This is a genomic window from Photobacterium sp. DA100, from assembly GCF_029223585.1.
Lineage (GTDB): Bacteria > Pseudomonadota > Gammaproteobacteria > Enterobacterales > Vibrionaceae > Photobacterium.
In genome coordinates, this window is the sequence record NZ_CP119423.1 from 2280002 (window position 1) to 2300769 (window position 20768).

Here is a 20768-nt window from a genome sequence, read left to right on the forward strand (position 1 = left end):
GATTCAAATGTAATTTTCTCAAACACGTTTTATCTCCAGGTACTTCAATCTACGAGTTCTAATTGGTAATAGTTAAGTCGTTTACGCTGCAACTTGCTTCATCGCGTTCTGCTGCAAAACTTGAATCATTGACTGGGCTAAGGTCACAGACCAAAACGTCCCCGCCAGGGTCAACGACAGGTACTGACCTTCAAGCTTCACCAAGCCATTTTTTTGCCATGCTTCAAACAGCGGCAGGCAAAGTGCAAAGATATCTTGGGAGAACTTCTGCCTAAAATCTCTCGCAGACAGGAAACCACGGTCAAAACTGGCTTTGATCTCTGCATGCAATGCCGCATGAGGGCTAGACTTGGTCATCATAGCCAATGGCAGTTGTTCTGCCTTTATCGCGTCTATATATGCGTCCAGGGTTCTGTGCTGCATGAAGCCGAAACCACCAACATTACCACCAGCACCTGCTCCTAAAGGCAATACCTCGGCGGAAGTCTTAGCCAGACTATTGTAAATACTGCGTTCACGGTTATCCCGAGCCCAATGGTTTCCACTCAAACGGCGCAGGTGGTGCTGTGCCATAAAGTTTACGCCATATTCAAACATCGATGCCTTGGTCGGCGTATCGGCAGGCTCTGGCAAGCGGCCTTTCTCAATCATGCCTTTCATTGGTGTACCGCCCATTTCAATCAATTGATAAAGGTCAACACCGTGTGCTCCACTCTCTAAAAAGTCAGTCAAGTCTTGCTGCCAAACTTGCATATCTTGATAGGGAAGACCAAACAACAGGTCGATAACGATTGGTGCTGCATTGGTCGCACTCAGAGACTGGATGCGCGCCATAACAGGCTCGCGATCATCTAGCCGTTTGGCCTTGCGGCGAACTGTAGTATCGAAGCTTTGTACACCGAAGGAAAAACGGTTGAAGCCTCCTTCCAGTGCCCCTTCGAACATTCGGTCATCGAAGCGATTAATACGGCCTTCAAGGGTAATTTCGCAATCTGTAGTTAAAGGGAAATACGCTTTCACCATTTTTCCCAGTCGCGTCACCTGCTCTGCCGTTAGATCAGTAGGTGTACCTCCACCCACATATACCGCCCGGAACGGTGCAGCTTGCGTCCAAGGCATTGCGGCCTTGGCTTTCAGCTCTACCATCAAGGCATCGAAATACTCGTCGATAAGCGACTGGCTGGAAGCATACTGGAAGAAGTTGCAGTAAGTGCAACGCACCCGGCAGAATGGAATGTGAATATAGAGGCAACGACTATTGGGATTTTCCGATACCGTTGATAGCGCTTTCAGTGCTAAACCCTGCCGCTCTTGCTCGGCAACCATCGCCGACATACCACCCGCATGCGCTGAACGCTTGCTGGCAAAAGCATATCGAAGCGGATCGGGCGTGTGTTTTCCTACAATCGATTCGGTCAGTAGTTCCGGCGCCAACACAGCAGATTGTAATGCTTGTTCTTCAATCATCTACTTCTTCGTCGAGCTAGATACCTAGCCCCTCCTAAACCATCAGAGAATGATAACCACTCTTATTTGCGGCAATCATAAGCACCCCTAAATAATATTGCAAATGATAATTGATATTATTTCGATTACATGGATAATGAGAGTCATTCTTGATTCGGAGAGCGAAGTAATAGATTGCTCTTTACGAAATTATTCAAAACTAACAAACACATGTAGCATTATTTTGCATGGTCGGAGTAGAACAGTGAACGCGAAAAGATATGCCATAGCAGGTGTTGTTTCAGTACTTGCCCACAGCCTATTGCTTTCTGCTGTACCTAACAAAATGGTGATGGCGATGCCAGTTGGCACAGACTCAACCAAGGTCTCGCTCAACCTCGTCTCGGCACCCACGCCTCGGCCGGCTGAACCTGTTACTTCCGAGCCGCTATCACCAGCTTCCGTCGAAGTACCTCAAAAAGCCGTAAAAGAAAAAACGGCGGTGAAAAAGCTAGTAAAGAAAAAACAGCCGGAGCCTAAAGTTCAACCGGAGGAAATCAATCAGCCGGTACCGGAAAAGCCTGTTGAGAAAAACGTCGAGCAGAAGATTGCTAAAAAGCCAACACCGGTTCAGAAGCCCGTTGAAGTAAACAGGCCTAAACCGGTTGAGGATAAGGTTAAAACACCGGCTCCTACTCCACCGGCTGCAGATCAAGCAGCGTCAGGGGTAAACAGTGAACCCCAGCTCATCACTAAACCAACCTTCGCAACACGTCCTAGCCCTGTGACCTACCCGCGAATTGCCAAGCGTCGCGGGATTGAGGGACAGGTGTTGGTTGAGATTTGGATTGATGAGTCTGGAAAGCAGGTCAAACAGAATTTATTGAGATCATCCGGTGCAGAAATCCTTGATGAGGCAGCCCTAGAAGCCATCAAGCGCTGGCGTTTTTCTTCCCATATTGTTGATGGTCAGGCTATTGCCCATCGCGTACAAGTTCCTGTCCGCTTTAAGCTGGACTAGTATTTTATTGGATTCACTCATGGAAATGTTTCACTCCCTACAAAATCAATTTGGCCTGATGACAGCTCCTCTACTGCTTTGCTCAGCACTGACATTGATGATCCTTATCGAGCGTTGTATTCAGGTTTTGCTATGCACTGGTGTAGGCAGAAGTAAGATTGATGCGCTACTGGCAACGCAAAGCCGTACTGACGAAGCAGGCCTGGACCAGCTTGCAAACTCTCTCAAAGAAAAGCGCCCTTTGCTTTTCAAAGGTGTCTCCATGCTTATTTCTCACCGCCATTTTTCCAAAGCTTTACGGGAAGATGCCGCAGGGATCTGGCTTCAGCAAAAGCGCTCTCAGCTACGCTCGGGGTTGCGTCTGCTTAGCCTGATTGGCGTGATCAGCCCGCTTCTTGGCCTTTTGGGTACCGTGCTCGGCTTGATTGAAATGTTCAAGGGTATTGCCATTAGCTCGGGTGCCGTCACCCCTAACGATCTTGCTGATGGCCTTGGTCTGGCCATGCGCACGACAGCGGCAGGCTTGATCATTGCCTTGCCTGCAATCACGGGGTCACAACTGCTTGGCCTTTGGGCTGATAAGGTGACAGCAAAACTCGAGCATAGCCTCAACCACTGTAACCTATGGCTAGAAGGCTTGACCCTGGAGCCTAATTGCCTGCCGAAAGTAGACAATGCCAAAAAGGCTGAAGCTGAGGCGGCGTCATGATTCGTACCCATCAAGGTGTCACCGGTGATGATGATCTAAAACCCGACCTTACCCCACTGCTCGATATCATCTTTATCGTCATGGTCTTCCTCCTACTGACTGCCAGCGTAAAGCTTCAGTCACTGGATGTCGAACTACCACAGACAGAAACCCAGGCGCTACAAGAAACTCAGGCAGATCCAATTACCGTCAATATCACTTCTACAGAGCCATACTGGGCACTGCAAGGGATACAAATCGACAGTTGGGATGCCTTCAAGGCCGCACTTCTCAAAGAAGTCAAAGCCAACCCTGACAAGCCCGTGGTGATTGGTGCTGACAAGGCTGGTTCAGTTGAAAACATGCTTAAACTCCTCGCTTTTCTACAGCAGAACGAAATTAAAGCGACACAATTATTAATGGAAGAGGACAAATAATGAAGCGATTGGCTCTGGCTACCGCATTACTCCTTACTGCCACGGCATCGTACGCCAGTGAGCGCATTATCAGTGCAGGGGCAGCAATTACTGAAATTATCAATGCCATGGGGGCACAAGAGCAGCTGGTGGCTGTTGATGTCACCAGTAAATCGCTAGTCGATGAAGGTATGCCAGTACTAGGCTACCACCGCCAACTCTCGGCCGAGAGTCTTATTGCACTCAACCCAACCCGTTTACTGGGTTCGAATGAAATGGGACCGAAGGCGACATTGGATCTGATTCAGCAAGCCGGTATTGAAGTGAATGTAGTCAACTCTGGCGAAACCGTTGATGATCTTCTGACCCGTATTCAGCAAGTCGGTAAGCTGGCCCATACAGAGCTAGCCGCCCGTGCTCTTCAGGCCAGGGTACAAGAAAAAGTTGACGCTATTAACCACAGCCTCGAGCAGCAAGCCGAGCAGAAAAGAGTCCTTTTTCTGATGATCCACGAGGGTCGCCCGGCGAATGTCGCAGGCCGCAACACCACCGCAGACAGTGTGATCCGCCTTGCCGGTGCCACCAACCCTGCAGCTGATGCGGTAGAGTCCTACAAGCCTATTTCGCTCGAGGCTATGGTTGAAATGCAGCCTGATATTATCTTGCTTAGCTCACGCACCCTCAGCCAGATCGGCTCAGCCGATGAGCTGCTGCAGAAAATGCCCCTGCTCTCTGCAACCCCAGCGGGACAGAATAAAGCAGTAGTGACAATTGACGGTACCGCACTGATTGGCGGCCTTGGCCTGAAAAGCCTGAGCGAAGCCGAACGCCTGAACCAAGTGTTTTACCATCAATAACGCTTTGCCGTTGATCTAAGCAGAATATTAATAATGCAGTTACAACGAATCCCAACCGGCCTGATATTTCCTGTCGGTATGACATTACTGGTAATAGCCGTCACTTCGTCGATCGCCGTTGGGCCGATGGATATCAGTTTTGCCGACAGTTTCAGGGCGCTGTTACCTATTAACTTTGATTTGCCGCCGCATATCGACATCGTTATCCACCAGATCCGCCTACCGAGAACCTTGCTTGGCATGGCTATCGGCGCGATCCTTGCCCTGTGTGGTGCCGTGATGCAAGGACTATTCAGAAACCCGCTGGCAGATCCTGGCATCATTGGTGTTTCCGGTGGTGCCAGCCTCGGTGCGGCGCTCTCCATCGTGATCTTTGCGCCACTAGCAGCCAGCTCTCCACTGTTACTAACATTGGGCACAGTGCCCGTTTTTGCCTTTATCGGTGGCGCTGTCAGCACCTTTCTGGTGTACCAGCTCGGCACAGACAAAAATGGCACATCGGTGACTATCATGTTGCTAGCCGGTGTGGCAATTGGTGCCCTCTCCGGCGCGGCGCTGGGGTTAATGAACTACTACGCCGATGATCAAGCGCTTCGCGATTTGTCGCTGTGGACAATGGGCTCGTTAGCAGGAGCAACATGGCCTGGTATCGGCCTGGCTTATTGCACTTTGCTAGGACTGCTATTTGCCTTTGATCGCAATGCCAATGCCCTTAATGCCTTCTTGTTGGGTGAAGCCGAAGCCAAACATCTTGGTGTTAACGTCCAGCGCCTGAAGCGTGTACTTATTTTGTTGTGCGCCGCGGGGGTTGGCATTGCCGTATCCCTCACCGGTGTGATTGGTTTTGTCGGCCTGATCGTTCCCCACATCAGCCGAATGCTCTCAGGGCCCAACCACAAGTCCCTACTCCCGCTTTCGGCTATGCTCGGTGCGTTGATCCTGCTGGTTGCAGACATGCTTGCTCGTGTTGTTGCAGCACCTGCGGAATTGCCTGTGGGTATTATCACCGCATTGCTCGGTGCCCCATTCTTCATATATCTATTGATCAAGCAAAAAGGCAAACTGTCATGAATCACCTGGCGACTTCAAACCCGCAAGTCTTGACGGGCAGTGGCATCGCCATTGAAGCGGTAAATCTTTCACTGACCCTAGGTGGAAAAACACTACTCGACGAATTTTCACTGCAGATCAAAAGCGGTCAGCTAACCGCGCTTTTAGGGCCCAACGGCGCGGGGAAAAGTACTCTGCTCAAAGTGCTATGCGGTGAAGTGGAGGCCGAGGGCGAGGTAAATGTCTTTGCCACTCCTCGGCAAAACTGGCCTATCTCGGAACTAGCAAAACGACTTGGCGTTCTCCCGCAACACAGCTCCCTCTCGTTTGCTTTCACGGCACAGGAAGTCGTGGAGCTGGGGACACTCCCGCTCCAGCTTCCCAATGCGCAGACACAAAAAATCGCTCAGGAAAAAATGGCGATGCTCGGGGTGACCGAGCTCGCACCACGTCTGTATCCATCAATGTCAGGCGGTGAAAAGCAGCGCGTCCACTTCGCCAGGGTGCTGACCCAGCTCAGCCATGCCGGAGAGCAGTGTATCTTAATGCTGGATGAGCCCACTTCGGCCCTCGATTTGGCCCACCAGCACAACGCACTGATTGTAGCCAAGCAAATGGCAGCGGCTGGTGCCGCTGTCATCATCGTGATCCATGACCTTAATCTCGCGGCGCAGTACGCCGATCGCTTAGTCATCATCAACCATGGCAAAATTCAGGCCGATGGTTCCCCGGAAGAAGCCCTGACAGCGGATACAATCAAATCTGTATATGGCTGGCCAGTATGCATCACTCACCACCCGATAGAGGGTTACCCGGTGGTGCTGCCGGCAACGGCTTAGCCCGGAGTCCACCCAAGATTGTCCGCAACTTACCAAACTGCATAACTAAGCAAATCACCTAAAACGGGGCCGCATCTTGGCCCTGTTGTATACCATGCAAGCAAAAAACCGATCATTAGCTACGAATTATGCAATTTGAGATAACAATCATTGCACTCTAGGCCACACTAAGTAAAATGTGAACGCAAGCGATTAAACAATGCAACACATGCGATATGGCATGTTAAGCATACAGCAGGAATAAGAAACGAAGCCGCCCATTCGTGATGCGGCCTTTTGCCGTTTCTGCGGTTCGTACCCAACAGAACAATGAACTACTCGGATAGAAAATGGTGATCTAGTTCATTTTTCTGTTGAGTAAGGTATTAATTTATAAGGTTCTCTGACCTTTATTATTAGAAGAATAACTATGGCAACGATTAAAGATGTTGCACGTATGGCTGGTGTATCGACAACCACAGTCTCTCACGTGATTAACAAAACGCGCTTTGTCGCAGAAGCAACGCAAAAGAAGGTATTGGCTGCGGTTGAAGAGTTGAATTACGCACCAAGTGCGGTTGCGCGAAGCCTGAAATGCAACACAACAAGAACCATCGGTATGCTGGTAACCAAATCGACCAACCCTTTCTTTGCCGAAGTCGTTCACGGGGTTGAAGAGTTCTGCTATGGCGCCGGTTACACTCTAATTTTGTGCAATACCGAAGGCAACCTATCGAAACAGCGTGATTACCTGCGCATGTTGGCCGAAAAGCGTGTTGATGGCTTGCTGGTGATGTGCTCGGATCTGGATGAACAGCTACTGGAGTTGCTCGAGCGTCAGAAAGAGACCCCTATGGTGATCATGGATTGGGGCCCAGAAAGTCCGCATACAGATAAAATTCAGGATAACGCCGAGCTTGGCGGGTATGTGGCGACCAAGTTCTTTATTGAGCATGGCCACAAAACGATTGGTTGCTTAACGGGCCACAGCGAAAAGACAGCTTGTCGCGAACGCCTGAAAGGCTACCGAAAAGCTATGGCTGAAGCCGGCCTTGAAGTTAAGGAAGAGTGGATCCTCGAAGGCGACTTCGAATGTGAATCTGCCGTGGCTGCAGCCAAACAGTTCATTGCCATGGAAGAACGCCCTACGGCTATCTTCTGCTTCAACGATATCATGGCTATGGCAATGATCAGTACCTTCCAGCAGGCGGGAATTAACGTACCGGAAGACATCTCTATCGTCGGCTACGACAATATCGATTTGGCCCCGTATTTCTCGCCGCCACTGACGACTATCCACCAACCGAAACGTCGTCTGGGCAAGAGTGCTGTTGAAATTCTGATGCAACGCGTAAAAGACAAAGAGCACGCACCCCAAGTGTTTGAAATGATACCTGAACTGGTGATCCGCAAATCGGTGAAGAAACTTAACTAAGTATCCGGTATCGTTTACTTTTTTGGAATTAGAACGGAGGCATTGGCCTCCGTTTTTTTATCCAATTGCACTGTGTTAAATATTGGCTTTTGGGACAAAAATATTCATTCATGAACAAAATTAGCTGTTAATTTCTGGAATCAACATCACATTTCGAAAGTTGCGATCAAGTTCAAAAATATCATATGAGATATTCTTAAAATGTCACGAACAAGGCAAACCTACCGAAAGGTAGGGACGCAAAGCTTCCGGCCTAAGAGTCGTCGGAGTTTTTATTAACTCAGTCAACTTATGGTAGCGGGGTTGCCGATGGATATAGCAGCTAACATCAGGAAACTCTTACTTTTTCCTGACAGTGTAATGTAATGATATTTGCTATTCTTGAATCCTCGCTCTGTTGTTAGGTGACCCAAGAAACTTTCACCGAGAAGAAGCATGGACAAACCAATTTTAAAAGAATCTTTACGCCTATTTAGTTGTTTCGATAACGTTAAGTCTCGTTCAATGTTTGGTGGTTTTGGAATTTTCGCGGGTGAAACAATGTTTGCACTCGTTGTAAATGACAAACTTCATCTTCGCGCCAACGCAAAAAACGAACAAGAATATAAAAAGGCAGGGCTTAAGCCATATATTTATAAAAAACGCGGCTTTCCAGTCGTAACAAAACATTACGCCATTCCAGACGAATGGTGGAATGACACTGGAAAGATCATTGAGCAGGCAACCCGCTCTCTTGATGCAGCTAAAGTTGATAAAGAAACAAAAGACAAAGCATCACCAGATCGAATAAAAGACCTACCAAACCTTCGCCTGGCAAATGAAAGAATGCTTAAAAAAGCGGGGATTTGTACAGTCGATGATTTAATAGAAGCAGGCTCAATCAATGCCTTTAAAGCATTGCAGGACAGTCACCAAGGCACCGTCAGTATCGATTTGCTGTGGGCACTAGAGGGGGCAATAAGCGGCCAACATTGGTCGGTTATTCCCAAAGATCGTCGCTCTGAATTACTAGCAAAATTAAGCTAATACGACGAGTTTCATATATAAAAAGAGATCGTGAAGGTCTCTTTTTTTGTATTATTCGCGTCAATGACAAGTGTCAACAATCAAGCATTTCCTTGCCAATTTTTTGTCAATTTTCGCTAAAGATTGAATCAACTCACAACACTGTTTATAAATCGCTCAACACCCTTTAATTGCAAACTGACACTTGTAAAATATGTTTCAAATAACACCGGAGGGTAACTATGAACTGTTCCAAACCTTTTCCAGGACAGAGTGATCAGATGTTCAAGGATAAGTTTGGCAAGTGGCCGCGAATTATGCGAACGCTTGTTCTGTTCAGCCTGCTTCCTCCCCTGTTAGCATTTATCCTAGTACAAAATAACATCACTACCTATCAATCACTTCAGCCACTATTGATCCCAATAGCCGGTTTAAATGCCCTGCTTTTATGTTGGGGGCTGATGCTCAAAATCAGGGCCCGCAAGTATTGGTATCGTAACTATCACATAGGTAAAACTATGTTGCTTGCCTTTATTCCTCTGATGGCAAGTGGCTACATAGTGCTAACTGAACTTTCTTCAGACAAGGTCATTAGCCAATCCAAGCCCCAAGTTGTACAAATATCGGTCAACTGATCATCTTTTTTGGCGTTCGCGTGAAATAATTTGCTTCTTCGTTAGGTCTTTGTCTCATAACTACCTGATAATTTCAGTAATAATTACTGCCACCTATTCGATAAGCTCAAAGTGGCATAACAAAGAGACAAGGGGCTACCGTGCGCATCTCCGCCAAAGAAAACTATTCTTTATTTATCAAGCCGCTATTGTGGTTGCAAAAACGCCACTATGGCAAAGTCCTTAACCCAGCTAAACTTTGGGGACGGCGACCTACTCTGTTCTGGCTGGTTGCCGGTTTCTTCGGCTACCTGGATCGCCGCACCTCCCCGTTAAGCCCGATCCTTCGCTCACTGATTTGTGTCCGGGTATCGCAATTGAATGATTGCGAGTTTTGTGTTGATGCCAACGGCATGAAGCTTGCCGAACGCTGCGACTCTGTAGAGAAAATCAAAGCGCTAGCCCACTGGCAGCACAGTGACCTTTTCGATCAGCAGGAACGAGCAGTACTGGGTTATGTGGAAGCCATGACCATTACCGGACAACGTGTCACTGATGAGATGCTAGCAACCTTGAAACAGTGGTTCGATGAAGATGCTATTGTTGACTTAACGGCCTTGGTTGCATTCCAAAACTTATCGGCGAAATTTAACACTGCGCTCGATGTACCAAAGCAAGATTTCTGCTCACTACCTATTCAACCGAGTGATATACAACCCTCTGATGCCCCTACGCACACGGACAAATAACAGGAGCAAGCTATGGACAGAAAAAAACTGCTGGTGATCAGCATTGTCGTCTCGCTGATCGCTGTTTGGTTTCTCTTCGATCTTGGCCAGTATTTCACGCTGGAACAAGCCAAGACACAGCAGCTGGCGCTGACTGATACCATCCATGCCAAACCGTTTTTATCTAGCCTGGCTTACTTTGTCCTGTATATCGTTGTCACTGCGCTTTCATTGCCCGGAGCCGTCATCATGACCCTGCTCGGCGCGGCTCTGTTCGGGTTCTGGTGGAGTCTGCTGCTGATCTCGTTTGCCAGCAGTATCGGTGCGACCTTGGCTTTCTTGTTCAGTCGCTATATCTTGCGCGATTGGGTTCAGGCTAACTTCGGCCACCGCCTGTCGGCCATAAACCGTGGTATCGAAAAAGACGGTGCTTTTTACCTATTTACCTTGCGCCTGATCCCGGTGTTTCCGTTTTTCATCGTAAACCTGCTGATGGGCCTGACACCTATCACCACCCGTATGTATTACCTTGTCAGCCAGCTGGGTATGCTCGCTGGCACCGCCGTCTACATTAATGCCGGCACCCAACTGGGTCAGATTGACAGTCTGAGCGGCATTGTCTCAGCGCCAGTGCTGGTTTCTCTTGCCCTACTGGGTATCTTCCCGCTTATTGCCAAAGCCTTCATGCAAGCTATCAACCAGCGCCGCGTTTATGCCCAATGGAAAAAGCCTGCTTGCTTTGATCAGAATATGGTGGTGATCGGTGCAGGCGCCGGTGGTCTGGTCAGTGCTTATATTGCTGCTGCGGTGAAGGCCAAAGTGACTTTAATTGAGCGCCATAAAATGGGTGGCGACTGCCTCAACACCGGTTGCGTGCCTTCCAAAGCCATCATCCGGGCCGCACACACTATGGCTAAAATCAGCCGAGCCAACGAATTCGGCATCCAAACCGGTGAGGCCAAGGTCGATTTTGCCAAGGTAATGAGTCGGGTTCATGAAGTTATCGGCAAAATCGAGCCCCATGACAGCGTCGAGCGCTACAGTAAACTGGGCGTAAACTGTGTAGCCGGTGAAGCCACTATCCTGTCGCCTTGGGAGGTAGAGGTAAATGGCGAGCGCATAACCACCCGTAATATTATCATTGCGACCGGAGCCCGTCCGCTGGTACCGAGTATTCCTGGCCTTGATGAAGTCAACTATCTGACTTCCGACTCCATTTGGTCTTTGACCGAACAGCCGAAACGCCTGCTGGTATTGGGTGGCGGCCCAATCGGCTGCGAATTGGCACAAAGCTTCCGGCGACTTGGCAGCGAAGTCACCCTGGTCGAAATGGCCGATCAGCTTCTGATCCGTGAAGACTGTGATGTCGCCGCCCAGGTCAGATCCAGCTTAGAGAGTGATGGCGTTACCATTAAAACAAATCACAAAGCCGTGAAGTTCAAAGTCGCTACCGACGAGCATGGCCAACAACACCAGTGTGTGTTGCTCGAGGCAGAGCAAGGCCATTGCGTTGAGGTTGAGTTCGATGCGGTATTGCTGGCCCTTGGACGTGTCGCCAATGTCCAAGGTTTCGGCCTAGAGAAACTCGGTATTACCACTTCTGCCCGTGGCACAGTGGAGGTCAATGAGTACCTCCAGACCAAGTACCCGAATATCTTTGCTGTCGGTGATGTAGCAGGGCCATTCCAATTAACCCATGCAGCTGCCCACCAGGCATGGTATGCCGCAGTGAACGGTTTATTTGGCCAGTTCAAGAAATTCAAAGCCGATTACTCGGTCGTGCCTGCAGCCACCTACACCTCGCCAGAGGTCGCCCGTGTGGGTATCAACGAAAAAGAAGCCAAGCAACAAGGTATTGATTTTGATATTGTTACCTACGGAATTGATGACCTGGACCGTGCAATTACCGATGGTGAAGACCATGGTTTCATCAAGGTGATCACACCAAAAGGCAAGGACAAAATCCTCGGGGCAACGATTGTTGGTCATAATGCTGGTGAATTGCTTGCGGAATTTACCCTAGCCATGCGCCATGGCCTAGGCCTCAACAAAATCTTGGCGACCGTTCACCCATACCCCACCATGAGCGAAGCGGCAAAATATACCGCAGGCGCTTGGAAACAGGCCAACGCTCCGCAGGGGCTGCTGGCACTGGTTGAGCAATACCATCGCTGGATGCGGAAAGGCAAAAAGGCTCAAGCTGGCGAGCAGGATGAAATGACCAAGGCCACGCTTCAACTTAACACGGTTGAAACTCCACCCAAGCGCCGCAACGAAAGCGCGCTGAGCGAAAAATAGGGATAGATAAATCATGAAAAAAATACTGCTTGGGCTGGCATTTGCGCTGGCCTCTGGCCTCAGCACGGCACAGCCCCCGACAGAAGCCGAGCAAAACTGGGATGAAATTGTCAAACAGGCCAACGGGCAAACCGTCTATTTCAATGCTTGGGGAGGCAGCCAAGAGATCAATGACTACTTGCGCTGGGCCGGCCGTCAGCTTCAGTCGCAGTACGGTATCAACCTCAAGCATGTCAAAGTGGCAGACATTGCCGAAACCACCCAACGTCTGCTGGCAGAAAAGGCGGCGGGAAAAAACGCTGGCGGCAGTGTCGATCTGGTTTGGATCAACGGTGAGAATTTCCGTTCGATGAAACACAGCAACCTACTCTATGGCCCGTTTACCCAACAGCTTCCGAACTGGCAGTATGTGGATACCCGCCTGCCGATTGATGAAGACTTCACCGAGCCCACTGCTGGCTTAGAAGCCCCGTGGGGCGTGGGCCAGCTGGTCTTTATCCATGACAAGGAAACGCTGAATAACCCACCGAAAAACTTTGCTGAGCTCCTGAGCTTGGCCAAGGCATATCCGGGCAAGGTCAGCTATCCTCAACCACCAGAGTTTCACGGCAGCAGCTTCCTCAAAGCAGCATTGCTGGAACTGACCAATCAACCGGACTCATTATACAGCGAGATTGACAGCCAGACCGAACGCCAACGCTTCGAAACAGTCACCGCACCGCTGTGGCAATACCTGGATCAGCTCCATCCCGTTGCCTGGCAGCAAGGTAAGCGGTTCCCATCAGGCACCAGCGAAACTATTCAGTTGCTGGATGATCGGCAGCTACTGCTGGCGATCACCTTCAACCCCAATGCAGCCAACGCCGCTATCGAGAATGGTAACTTGGTAGAAACGGCTCAAGCTTATGCGTTTGAACAAGGTGCGCTATCCAATATCCACTTTTTGGCAATCCCGTGGAACGCTCGAGCCAAAGCAGGTGCCCTGGTCACGATTAATTTTCTGATGAGTCCGGAAGCGCAAGCACGCAAGGCAGATGCCAAGGTTTGGGGGGACCCATCCATCCTGAAACAGGAGGCCTTGACCAGCAGAGGCACTCAAGGCTTTTCACTGTTTAAATCCATTCCTGAGCCACATCCAAGCTGGTTGACTGCCATAGAGCTGGAATGGCAAAAGCGTTACGGCAGCTAATATTATAGGGTTAAGCCTTCAGGGTGGGAGTCGGCTCCCACCCAACGAGTGATTTATGATTCATCTGTTATTTATTGTTGCCCTTGTGCTGTGTTTTTTGCCGCTGTTGCCGGGCATGATTGGGCTGCTGCTTCCGTCAATATCTTGGATACCTACACTTGGCTTTGATGGTGTGAGCCTCACCGCGCTTCATGCTGTCGCCACATGGCCTAACCTCACTGTCTCTATTGCCTTAAGCTTGCTCACAGGGTTGGGCAGCACCGTACTGGCCCTGTTTTTCACCTATATCATCCTAAGGCGATACTGGGAAACGGCGCGCTGGCTGAACCTCGAACGTACGCTTTCCCCCATGCTGGCCATGCCGCATGTCGCCTTCGCCATTGGCTTTGCCCTGCTATTTGCTCCGACCGGCTGGTTTTTCAGGCTTCTTGACTCTTTGGGGCTATCGGAATTAGCTGGGATAGGGCTTATCCAGGACAGCTACGGGATCGGCCTGATGTTGGCACTCGCTATCAAGGAGACGCCATTCCTGCTGATCATGAGTATCCCTATTCTCAAGCAACTCAACGTGGGCCAGCTCTGTGCGGTATCTGCCAGCTTGGGTTACTGCCATTCAGAGGCTTGGCGCAAGGTTATTCTGCCGCAATGGCTTCCTAAGTTACGCCTGTCCCTGTTTGCGGTTGCTGCTTATGGCTTGTCGGTTGTGGATGTAGCATTGATTTTGGGCCCGACACGCCCTCCAACCTTGTCGATTCTGGTATGGCAATGGTTTAACGATCCCGAACTCCACCAGCTTCCTCGTGCTGCAGCAGGTGCTTGCCTCCTGCTCATTACCACAGCTGCCAGCCTTGGCTTCATCCGTTCTGTCGAGTGGGCCTGCTTAAGGCTGCAGCGAGGCTGGATGACAAAAGGCCCTAGAGCTACCAAGCACAGCAAGCGAATGCCACATCGTCATTTGGCACTTTACAGCCCGTTCATTGCTATTCCCGCGCTGATCGTCCCACTGTTGATAGTCTGGTCTTTTGCCCAAAGATGGCGTTTTCCCGACTTGCTTCCCACCCGCTATAGCGCGCGGTTCTGGCAGCAAGAGCTGCCAACGTTGGCCGAGCTGATGGGAACAGGACTCTTGCTGGCACTGGTATCGAGCACAGTCGCTTTGCTCTTGGTAATAGCGTGTCTTGAGTACCGCCAAAAATACCGGCGGGGCCTCCCTGTCTGGTTGGTTGCTATTCCGCTGGTCACGCCTCAGCTCTCTTTGCTGTTTGGAATCCAAATCGTGACTTACATGATCCCTGGCCAGCACTACTGGCTATGGGTCTGTTGGAGCCACCTGATATTTGTTTTTCCTTACATGTATCTGGCTCTCGATGGCGCATGGCGTAGCTATGATACCCGCCTTGACCAATGTAGCCGCAGCTTGGGGCTCACCGCATGGCAAACCTGGTGGCGGGTTAAGCGCCCCCAAGTTCAGCCTGCCATTATCTTCGGCTTGGCCATTGGGATCAGTGTCAGCCTTGCGCAGTACTTGCCAACCCAAATGCTCGGTGCCGGCAGGATCAGCACCCTGACCACCGAAGCCGTGGCCCTGGCCAGCGGTCAGGATAGACGGGTGATGGCAATTTACGGCCTGCTGCAGGGTGTGCTACCGTTCGTCTTCTTCTCGCTGGCAATAGTCGCAAACCGCCTAAGTTATCGTTGGCGCCACTACCGCCAGTATTCGCTACAAACACTTTACTCGTCTAATAAATCAAAGGAGTACACTCACGGATGACTTTGTCTGTGAAAAACCTAGCAATCCAACACGGTGAGAGCCCCCTTTTTTCACCGGTCAGTTTTGACGTTCAGCCCGGCGAGGTATTTACCTTAATGGGCCCAAGCGGTTGCGGGAAATCAACCCTGCTCAGTGCCATCGCAGGACATCTCGTTCATGACTTCTCTTTTTCCGGCGATGTCACGCTCAACGGGCAAAGTGTAATGACACTGGCTCCTGATCAGCGCTGTATCGGATTGCTATTTCAAGATGATTTGCTTTTCCCACATTTGAGTGTGCTGGAAAACCTCATGTTCGGTATCCCCCGCGACTGCAAAGGAAAAAACCGAGTTGAGCGCGCCGAAAAGACATTGATAACCCTTGGCTTGTCTCAGCTGGCCAGCAAGCAACCAAACGAGATATCTGGCGGCCAACGCGCGAGGATCAGCCTGATGCGGATGCTGCTGTCTGAGCCTCAAGCCGTGCTATTAGACGAGCCTTTTAGCAAACTCGATAAAGCACTACGCCATGAGTTCCGCCAGTTTGTCTTCGATCAGATCCAAAGTCGTCAGATCCCTGCGATCATGGTGACCCATGATCATGATGACATCCCACCACAGGGCCACGTATTGGACTGGCCATGGACAACCGTAGTTCAGGAACAACAAGCATGTTAGATAGATACACGATCAAGGTAGTCCGCTGGCCCTTAACCGCCCTCTCGGCATTGCCGGACAAACTCGGTATCACAGCCAATCAAGTCACAATAACCGGCTTTGTCATCGGAGTCTTCGCCCTACCCGCTTTGGCTCTGGAAGCTTACAGCTGGGCATTAGGATTAATTATCCTCAACCGCCTGTTCGACGGACTCGACGGGGCAGTTGCCCGCCGACAGGGGATCAGTGACTGTGGCGGATTTCTCGATATCACCTTGGACTTTCTTTTCTATTCTATGGTGCCATTCGGTTTCGTGCTGGCAGATCCTGAAGCCAATGCGGTAGCGGGGGCTTTCCTCATATTCTCTTTTATCGGTACCGGCTCAAGTTTCCTCAGCTTTGCGATCATGGCCGGTAAGCGCAATATCGAAAGTCCGGTCTATAAACAAAAGTCGCTTTACTACATCGGCGGCTTGACCGAAGGAACTGAAACGATTGCCTGTTTTGTGCTGTTCTGCCTGTTCCCTGCCCACTTCGCTACCATTGCTTGGGTGTTCGGCACGCTGTGCTGGATCACCACCACCACACGTATTTGGGCGGGCTACCAAACCCTGAGAGAGGCTTAGCCCCTCTCGACTTGAGACGAGCCAAACTAAACCAACCACAAGCCAAACGAAAACAGCTACCCGGAGGTAGCTGTTTGTTGTTTCAACCTATTGTCGGTCTAGGCTCTAGATTTCAAAATTATGCTTCAACCGGTTTAGCATCAACCATATCCGCAGCGACGTCATCTTTATTGAAGCCGTCGTGAAGGCGGTAGTAGCGCTGGTAAACAACACCACTGACAGCCATAAGGATTGCTGGTAGACCGACCATCATGAAGTGAAGCCCCATAATCGTATCGGCAGTCTGCTCGACGTTGGGTACATAGCCGACCACAGACAGGCCCACACCGACAATGAAGCCACCCGCCGCGCCAGCGAACTTAACCAGCATAGTCTGCACCGAGAAGATAACACTTTCACTACGGCGGCCTGTTTTGTACTCACCGTAGTCAACCACGTCAGCAAGCATCACCGTCTGAAGTGCGTTGGCAATACCCACACCGAACTTGATTGCTGCACCCGCTAGACCGATAAGGAAAGCATTACCAGGGAACATCACGCCCATGACAAGTAGGACAATGCAAGACAAGATTGGGAAGCCACACGCCATTTTCCATAGGTGCTTACGAGGCAATTTGGCCGCAATGCGAGGGAACAGGAACACACCCGCAACTTCCGCCGCGCCGGCTACCATCATGTAAACAGGGAACAGTTCAGGGTTACCCAGTGCGTATGAGAAGTAGTAGATCGCAAAGCCGCCTACGAGCAGGTTGGCAATCTGGAACGACAGCACCGTACCAATCAGCGCTTTAAGCTGGTCGTTCTTACCGATAATCACCAGTACATCTTTGAAGCTAAATTTCTCTGCCGCTTTTGCATCCGCCGGTGCCGCTTTCTCTTTGACGTTACGGGCAATCAGGAAGGCACTCATCACGAACAAGACGGCAATCAGCATAGCTACATTGAAGAAACCGTCACCTTGGTTGCCATCACCCAACACGCCAACGATGTGCAGGCCGTAAGTACCGGTGATAAACCATGCAAGGCTCGCAAACAGGCGTGGCCAAACCACCAGTTTCTCACGCTCTTGACGCTCGCTTGAAAGCGCAGGGATCATTGACCAGTACGGGATATCCATAATGGTATAAGTCAGGCCCCAAAGAATGTAGGCCGCAGCAGCGTAAAGGTACAGAGCCGGCCCTTCGAACATATGAGTGCTGAACAAGCCAACCAATACGATGGCGTTAAGCAGTGTACCGATGACAATCCATGGGCGGAATTTACCGAACTTGGAACGGGTGTTATCAACAATTACCCCCATCATCGGGTCGGTGACCGCATCGATAATTCGGGCAGCAAGGAAGATAGTACCCACAAAGGCAGCAGACAAGCCGGCTACATCCGTGAAATAGAACATCAAGAAAATGTAGATCGGTGCACACGCGAAATCTTTCCCGAGTGCGCCGAGGCCATATGATAACTTGGTTTGTAGTGTGATTTTGTCAGACATGTTTTATCCTTCCGTCTGTTCCACACCCCTTCCCTAACTAAAAGGGTGCGTACAGCATTTATTTAATTTTTTTGTATCCGTCAAGCTCTGGGCTCAAAGGGTATATTAAGGATCTACAGAAGGATAACTGTGATCTAAACCTCAGCCATGGAAACGTTTCCAGAGATTCCATGAATAGAAACGCAAAGTGCGATTTTGATCACTTATCGCATCGCGCCCGTGTTTAGGTGAAAGATGCCTTACCATTAACAGATAAAAAAATAATGGGACCTACAAGGTCCCATTATTGTGGATTGCTTATACTCAGGCTAGTTACTCAGCAACTAGCCTGATCAGTATCGCACTCTCGGCATCGAGGATAGGCATGGCAAGCCCGACCTTTTGGCACCACTCCCCGCTAAGAGATAATAGCTGTTTGGTCCATGCAGGCTGCTGGTTTACCAAGCCTTCATGGAAATTAACCGGATGATCCAGCACGGATATCTGATAGACCTTGCTGGCATTCAATTCGGGGATCCTCAAGGCACCACTGAGCGAATTGGTTGGCATCGCCAACTGGGCCACCATTACTAGTGCCTCGTTGCCATCCTGGCTGATCACCGCCTTGGCTAACTGGCCATCGCAATCATCAACGGGGATACGCACAGACTTGCCACTATGAAGCAAACTACGGTATTCCTTGTGCAATTTGATATACCGCTCGAATCCGGCCTTTTCTTCGGCCCCCTCTTTCACCGGATCTAGCTCGATACCCATATGGCCAAACAGGGCTGTCAGGCCACGAAAACGGATATCATGGGTACGGCGGGTACTGTGGCAATGGCGCGCACCGATATGGCTTCCCATCACCTCAGGCGGGAAGAAATAACTAAAACCACGCTGGATCTGCTGTCGTTCCAATGCATCGTTATTGTCTGACGTCCAGAAACGGTGGGTGCGTTTAAGTACCTCGTAATCAATCCGGCCACCACCAGCGGCACATGACTCGATTTCTACCTCAGGATGGCGCTCGCGGATCTTTTCGACTAATTCGTAGTAACGCGTCACCTGGTTATTACCCGCAGCACGGCCCTGATGGCCCGGCTGGACAATCTCTCGGTTCATGTCCCACTTGATGTAAGCGATATTGTAGGTAGACAGGAAGTGATCAAGCCTTGCCAGTAAGTAGTCAAAGGCATCATCATTTTGCAGGTTTATCGCATACTGATTGCGGCCTGTTGGCTGGTCATATCCCTCGACAGCGAGTAGCCAGTCCGGATGATTGCGGTACAGATCCGAGTCCTTGTTGATCATTTCTGGTTCGAACCAAAGGCCGAACTCCATGCCTAGCTCATTCACATGGTTAACAATACCCTCAAGGCCCTCAGGATACTTGGTTTCATCAAGGTACCAGTCACCCAATGCCGCTTTGTCGCCATTACGCCCTTTGAACCAACCATCATCGATAATAAAGCGCTCTACCCCCATTTTGGCCGACTCTGTCGCCATCTCTTTGATGTACTCAGGATCATGTTCGAAATAGATCCCCTCCCAGGTATTAAGATGGATTGGGCGGGGTTTCTCGCTGATTTGCGCCGCCAAGATTGACTCACGTACGTGGCCATGGAACTGCAGGCTCATCCGATTCAAGCCTGCTGCACTGTGGGTGGCATACAGTACAGGGGTGACCAAGCTGCCACCCGGCGGCAGCGTCATCTCGCCCGGTAAATACAGTGCTTCCGCTTGGACGACACGGCGTCCATCGGCCTTGACATCAACGCGCATACGGTGGTTGCCACTCCACGCCAAATGGAAGCCCCAGACATCACCGTCACACTCGCCGAAGCCACGGGTACCGGCAATCAACGCCGGATAATGTTCATGTGACGTTCGGCCACGACGGTTCTCTTGCTGGTAGCCCCCTTGCGACAAAGGCTGGCGTACCTGTTGGAACTCTTTCACCCAACGACCATAGTAAGTCAGTAGCTCATTGGCCCGCTCTGGCAAAGGTAGCGTATTGGCCAGGCGATTTACCTGATACTCACCTTCCCCGATATTGGTCAACGTCTGTTTGAATTGGACAACATCGTTACTATCAATCTCCAGGCTTACCGTCAGTGCAAGCCCTGCAATGGAGTCCCGGCTTTCCACCACCAGATTTCCGCCCTCATGATGAACCGAGCTGATCGTAAAAGCTGGCGACCAGTGTTGCCCATTACGGTGGCCTTCAAGAGCAGGGCTGCCGAAGAGGCCCCTCGCAAGCTCAGGATGCAATGAAACAGGCACATCATTATCTAATCGGCCATAAGGGACTGGGCGTTTCAAGGCAACATCTGCCCCTTGGGGTAGCGCGGCAAGCGCATCCCCCCAGTAGATCACTTCAGCGACTTCTCCTAACTCGATGATCATTTCCGACTGTCGACCTTTCAGACGAATGATTTGCTTATCCATTATCATGGTTTCCTATTGAGCATGAAATTTCACCCGATCATAATGAAATACCCACTAGATACTGTGAGCAAACCCGCACACTGGAAACGTTTCCACGAGAGTTCAAATAATCGAACTGTTTTTTAGTAAGATAATGCTTTCAAATGGAAAGGCTTGCCAGTACAAGTAAAAAAGTTAGATGGGAGGTAGTACGGGATCTAACGTGACCCCGTCACTTATAACATACAGAATTCTAGAGACCCAGAGGCCGAT

The 20768-nt window shown here is 50.3% G+C and carries 18 protein-coding genes and 1 riboswitch; of the genes, 15 read left to right on the plus strand and 3 right to left on the minus strand.

Annotated features, from left to right (window positions below; translation table 11 throughout):
• Nucleotides 1-81: 81 nt before the first annotated feature.
• Nucleotides 82-1467 carry a heme anaerobic degradation radical SAM methyltransferase ChuW/HutW gene (gene hutW / locus PTW35_RS10575; protein ID WP_281024952.1) on the minus strand — a complete coding sequence of 462 codons (1386 nt, stop codon included), beginning with the start codon at nucleotides 1465-1467 and terminating at the stop codon, nucleotides 82-84.
• 244 nt (nucleotides 1468-1711) lie between these two features.
• Here hutW and PTW35_RS10580 point away from each other — a divergent pair, with 244 nt between their 5' ends.
• The 15 genes from PTW35_RS10580 to PTW35_RS10650 all read left to right on the plus strand — a co-directional run bounded on the left by PTW35_RS10580 (nucleotide 1712) and on the right by PTW35_RS10650 (nucleotide 16597).
• Complete coding sequence (locus tag PTW35_RS10580; RefSeq protein WP_281024953.1) at nucleotides 1712-2467, plus strand: energy transducer TonB; 756 nt, start codon at nucleotides 1712-1714, stop codon at nucleotides 2465-2467.
• 19 nt (nucleotides 2468-2486) lie between these two features.
• The gene (locus PTW35_RS10585; protein ID WP_281024954.1) at nucleotides 2487-3176 is read left to right on the plus strand and encodes a MotA/TolQ/ExbB proton channel family protein; all 690 of its coding nucleotides are present in this window, start codon (nucleotides 2487-2489) and stop codon (nucleotides 3174-3176) included.
• On the plus strand, nucleotides 3173-3592 hold the full coding sequence (locus tag PTW35_RS10590; protein WP_281024955.1) for a biopolymer transporter ExbD: 420 nt from the start codon (nucleotides 3173-3175) through the stop codon (nucleotides 3590-3592). Before PTW35_RS10585 ends, PTW35_RS10590 begins: the two co-directional genes overlap by 4 nt.
• The gene (locus PTW35_RS10595; protein ID WP_281024956.1) at nucleotides 3592-4428 is read left to right on the plus strand and encodes an ABC transporter substrate-binding protein; all 837 of its coding nucleotides are present in this window, start codon (nucleotides 3592-3594) and stop codon (nucleotides 4426-4428) included. The genes PTW35_RS10590 and PTW35_RS10595 overlap by 1 nt, the downstream gene beginning before the upstream one ends.
• Nucleotides 4429-4506: 78 nt before the next feature.
• Nucleotides 4507-5499 carry an iron ABC transporter permease gene (locus PTW35_RS10600; protein ID WP_281027485.1) on the plus strand — a complete coding sequence of 331 codons (993 nt, stop codon included), beginning with the start codon at nucleotides 4507-4509 and terminating at the stop codon, nucleotides 5497-5499.
• The gene (locus PTW35_RS10605) at nucleotides 5496-6317 is read left to right on the plus strand and encodes a heme ABC transporter ATP-binding protein (protein WP_281024957.1); all 822 of its coding nucleotides are present in this window, start codon (nucleotides 5496-5498) and stop codon (nucleotides 6315-6317) included. The genes PTW35_RS10600 and PTW35_RS10605 overlap by 4 nt, the downstream gene beginning before the upstream one ends.
• A gap of 409 nt (nucleotides 6318-6726) precedes the next feature.
• Nucleotides 6727-7731 carry a substrate-binding domain-containing protein gene (locus PTW35_RS10610; protein ID WP_044623553.1) on the plus strand — a complete coding sequence of 335 codons (1005 nt, stop codon included), beginning with the start codon at nucleotides 6727-6729 and terminating at the stop codon, nucleotides 7729-7731.
• A gap of 204 nt (nucleotides 7732-7935) precedes the next feature.
• Nucleotides 7936-8042, plus strand: a riboswitch (cyclic di-GMP riboswitch).
• Nucleotides 8043-8166: 124 nt separating this feature from the next.
• On the plus strand, nucleotides 8167-8757 hold the full coding sequence (locus PTW35_RS10615; protein ID WP_281024958.1) for a TfoX/Sxy family DNA transformation protein: 591 nt from the start codon (nucleotides 8167-8169) through the stop codon (nucleotides 8755-8757).
• A 221-nt stretch (nucleotides 8758-8978) separates the two neighbouring features.
• Nucleotides 8979-9371, plus strand: coding sequence for a hypothetical protein (locus PTW35_RS10620; RefSeq protein ID WP_281024959.1), 393 nt, complete (start codon nucleotides 8979-8981; stop codon nucleotides 9369-9371).
• A gap of 140 nt (nucleotides 9372-9511) precedes the next feature.
• Nucleotides 9512-10099 carry a carboxymuconolactone decarboxylase family protein gene (locus PTW35_RS10625; protein WP_281024960.1) on the plus strand — a complete coding sequence of 196 codons (588 nt, stop codon included), beginning with the start codon at nucleotides 9512-9514 and terminating at the stop codon, nucleotides 10097-10099.
• Nucleotides 10100-10111: 12 nt separating this feature from the next.
• Nucleotides 10112-12376 (plus strand): dihydrolipoyl dehydrogenase, encoded by a 2265-nt coding sequence (lpdA, locus tag PTW35_RS10630; RefSeq protein ID WP_281024961.1) that lies wholly within the window; start codon nucleotides 10112-10114, stop codon nucleotides 12374-12376.
• A 13-nt stretch (nucleotides 12377-12389) separates the two neighbouring features.
• A complete protein-coding gene (locus PTW35_RS10635) occupies nucleotides 12390-13565 on the plus strand; it encodes an ABC transporter substrate-binding protein (RefSeq protein ID WP_281024962.1) in 1176 nt (391 codons plus the stop codon).
• A gap of 55 nt (nucleotides 13566-13620) precedes the next feature.
• Nucleotides 13621-15336 carry an ABC transporter permease subunit gene (locus PTW35_RS10640; RefSeq protein ID WP_281024963.1) on the plus strand — a complete coding sequence of 572 codons (1716 nt, stop codon included), beginning with the start codon at nucleotides 13621-13623 and terminating at the stop codon, nucleotides 15334-15336.
• Nucleotides 15333-15992 carry an ATP-binding cassette domain-containing protein gene (locus PTW35_RS10645; protein WP_281024964.1) on the plus strand — a complete coding sequence of 220 codons (660 nt, stop codon included), beginning with the start codon at nucleotides 15333-15335 and terminating at the stop codon, nucleotides 15990-15992. The genes PTW35_RS10640 and PTW35_RS10645 overlap by 4 nt, the downstream gene beginning before the upstream one ends.
• Entirely contained in the window at nucleotides 15986-16597 is a 612-nt protein-coding gene (locus PTW35_RS10650; RefSeq protein ID WP_281024965.1) for a CDP-alcohol phosphatidyltransferase family protein, read from the plus strand. The genes PTW35_RS10645 and PTW35_RS10650 overlap by 7 nt, the downstream gene beginning before the upstream one ends.
• Nucleotides 16598-16715: 118 nt before the next feature.
• Here the strand turns inward: PTW35_RS10650 and melB are convergent, their stop codons facing one another.
• Together melB and PTW35_RS10660 are read right to left on the minus strand one after the other, a co-directional pair.
• On the minus strand, nucleotides 16716-18086 hold the full coding sequence (gene melB, locus PTW35_RS10655) for a melibiose:sodium transporter MelB (protein ID WP_281024966.1): 1371 nt from the start codon (nucleotides 18084-18086) through the stop codon (nucleotides 16716-16718).
• A 312-nt stretch (nucleotides 18087-18398) separates the two neighbouring features.
• Nucleotides 18399-20522: an alpha-galactosidase gene (locus PTW35_RS10660; RefSeq protein ID WP_281024967.1), complete on the minus strand. Its 2124-nt coding sequence runs from the start codon at nucleotides 20520-20522 to the stop codon at nucleotides 18399-18401.
• Nucleotides 20523-20768 lie beyond the last annotated feature (246 nt).

Excerpts from the sequence above, each read along its gene's own strand:
- hutW (WP_281024952.1), bottom strand. The coding sequence starts at position 1,467 with ATGATTGAAGAACAAGCATTACAATCTGCTGTGTTGGCGCCGGAACTA.
- PTW35_RS10585 (WP_281024954.1), top strand. The coding sequence starts at position 2,487 with ATGGAAATGTTTCACTCCCTACAAAATCAATTTGGCCTGATGACAGCT.
- PTW35_RS10590 (WP_281024955.1), top strand. The coding sequence starts at position 3,173 with ATGATTCGTACCCATCAAGGTGTCACCGGTGATGATGATCTAAAACCC.
- PTW35_RS10595 (WP_281024956.1), top strand. The coding sequence starts at position 3,592 with ATGAAGCGATTGGCTCTGGCTACCGCATTACTCCTTACTGCCACGGCA.
- PTW35_RS10600 (WP_281027485.1), top strand. The coding sequence starts at position 4,507 with ATGACATTACTGGTAATAGCCGTCACTTCGTCGATCGCCGTTGGGCCG.
- PTW35_RS10605 (WP_281024957.1), top strand. The coding sequence starts at position 5,496 with ATGAATCACCTGGCGACTTCAAACCCGCAAGTCTTGACGGGCAGTGGC.
- PTW35_RS10610 (WP_044623553.1), top strand. The coding sequence starts at position 6,727 with ATGGCAACGATTAAAGATGTTGCACGTATGGCTGGTGTATCGACAACC.
- PTW35_RS10615 (WP_281024958.1), top strand. The coding sequence starts at position 8,167 with ATGGACAAACCAATTTTAAAAGAATCTTTACGCCTATTTAGTTGTTTC.
- PTW35_RS10620 (WP_281024959.1), top strand. The coding sequence starts at position 8,979 with ATGAACTGTTCCAAACCTTTTCCAGGACAGAGTGATCAGATGTTCAAG.
- lpdA (WP_281024961.1), top strand. The coding sequence starts at position 10,112 with ATGGACAGAAAAAAACTGCTGGTGATCAGCATTGTCGTCTCGCTGATC.
- PTW35_RS10635 (WP_281024962.1), top strand. The coding sequence starts at position 12,390 with ATGAAAAAAATACTGCTTGGGCTGGCATTTGCGCTGGCCTCTGGCCTC.
- PTW35_RS10640 (WP_281024963.1), top strand. The coding sequence starts at position 13,621 with ATGATTCATCTGTTATTTATTGTTGCCCTTGTGCTGTGTTTTTTGCCG.
- PTW35_RS10645 (WP_281024964.1), top strand. The coding sequence starts at position 15,333 with ATGACTTTGTCTGTGAAAAACCTAGCAATCCAACACGGTGAGAGCCCC.
- PTW35_RS10650 (WP_281024965.1), top strand. The coding sequence starts at position 15,986 with ATGTTAGATAGATACACGATCAAGGTAGTCCGCTGGCCCTTAACCGCC.
- melB (WP_281024966.1), bottom strand. The coding sequence starts at position 18,086 with ATGTCTGACAAAATCACACTACAAACCAAGTTATCATATGGCCTCGGC.
- PTW35_RS10660 (WP_281024967.1), bottom strand. The coding sequence starts at position 20,522 with ATGATAATGGATAAGCAAATCATTCGTCTGAAAGGTCGACAGTCGGAA.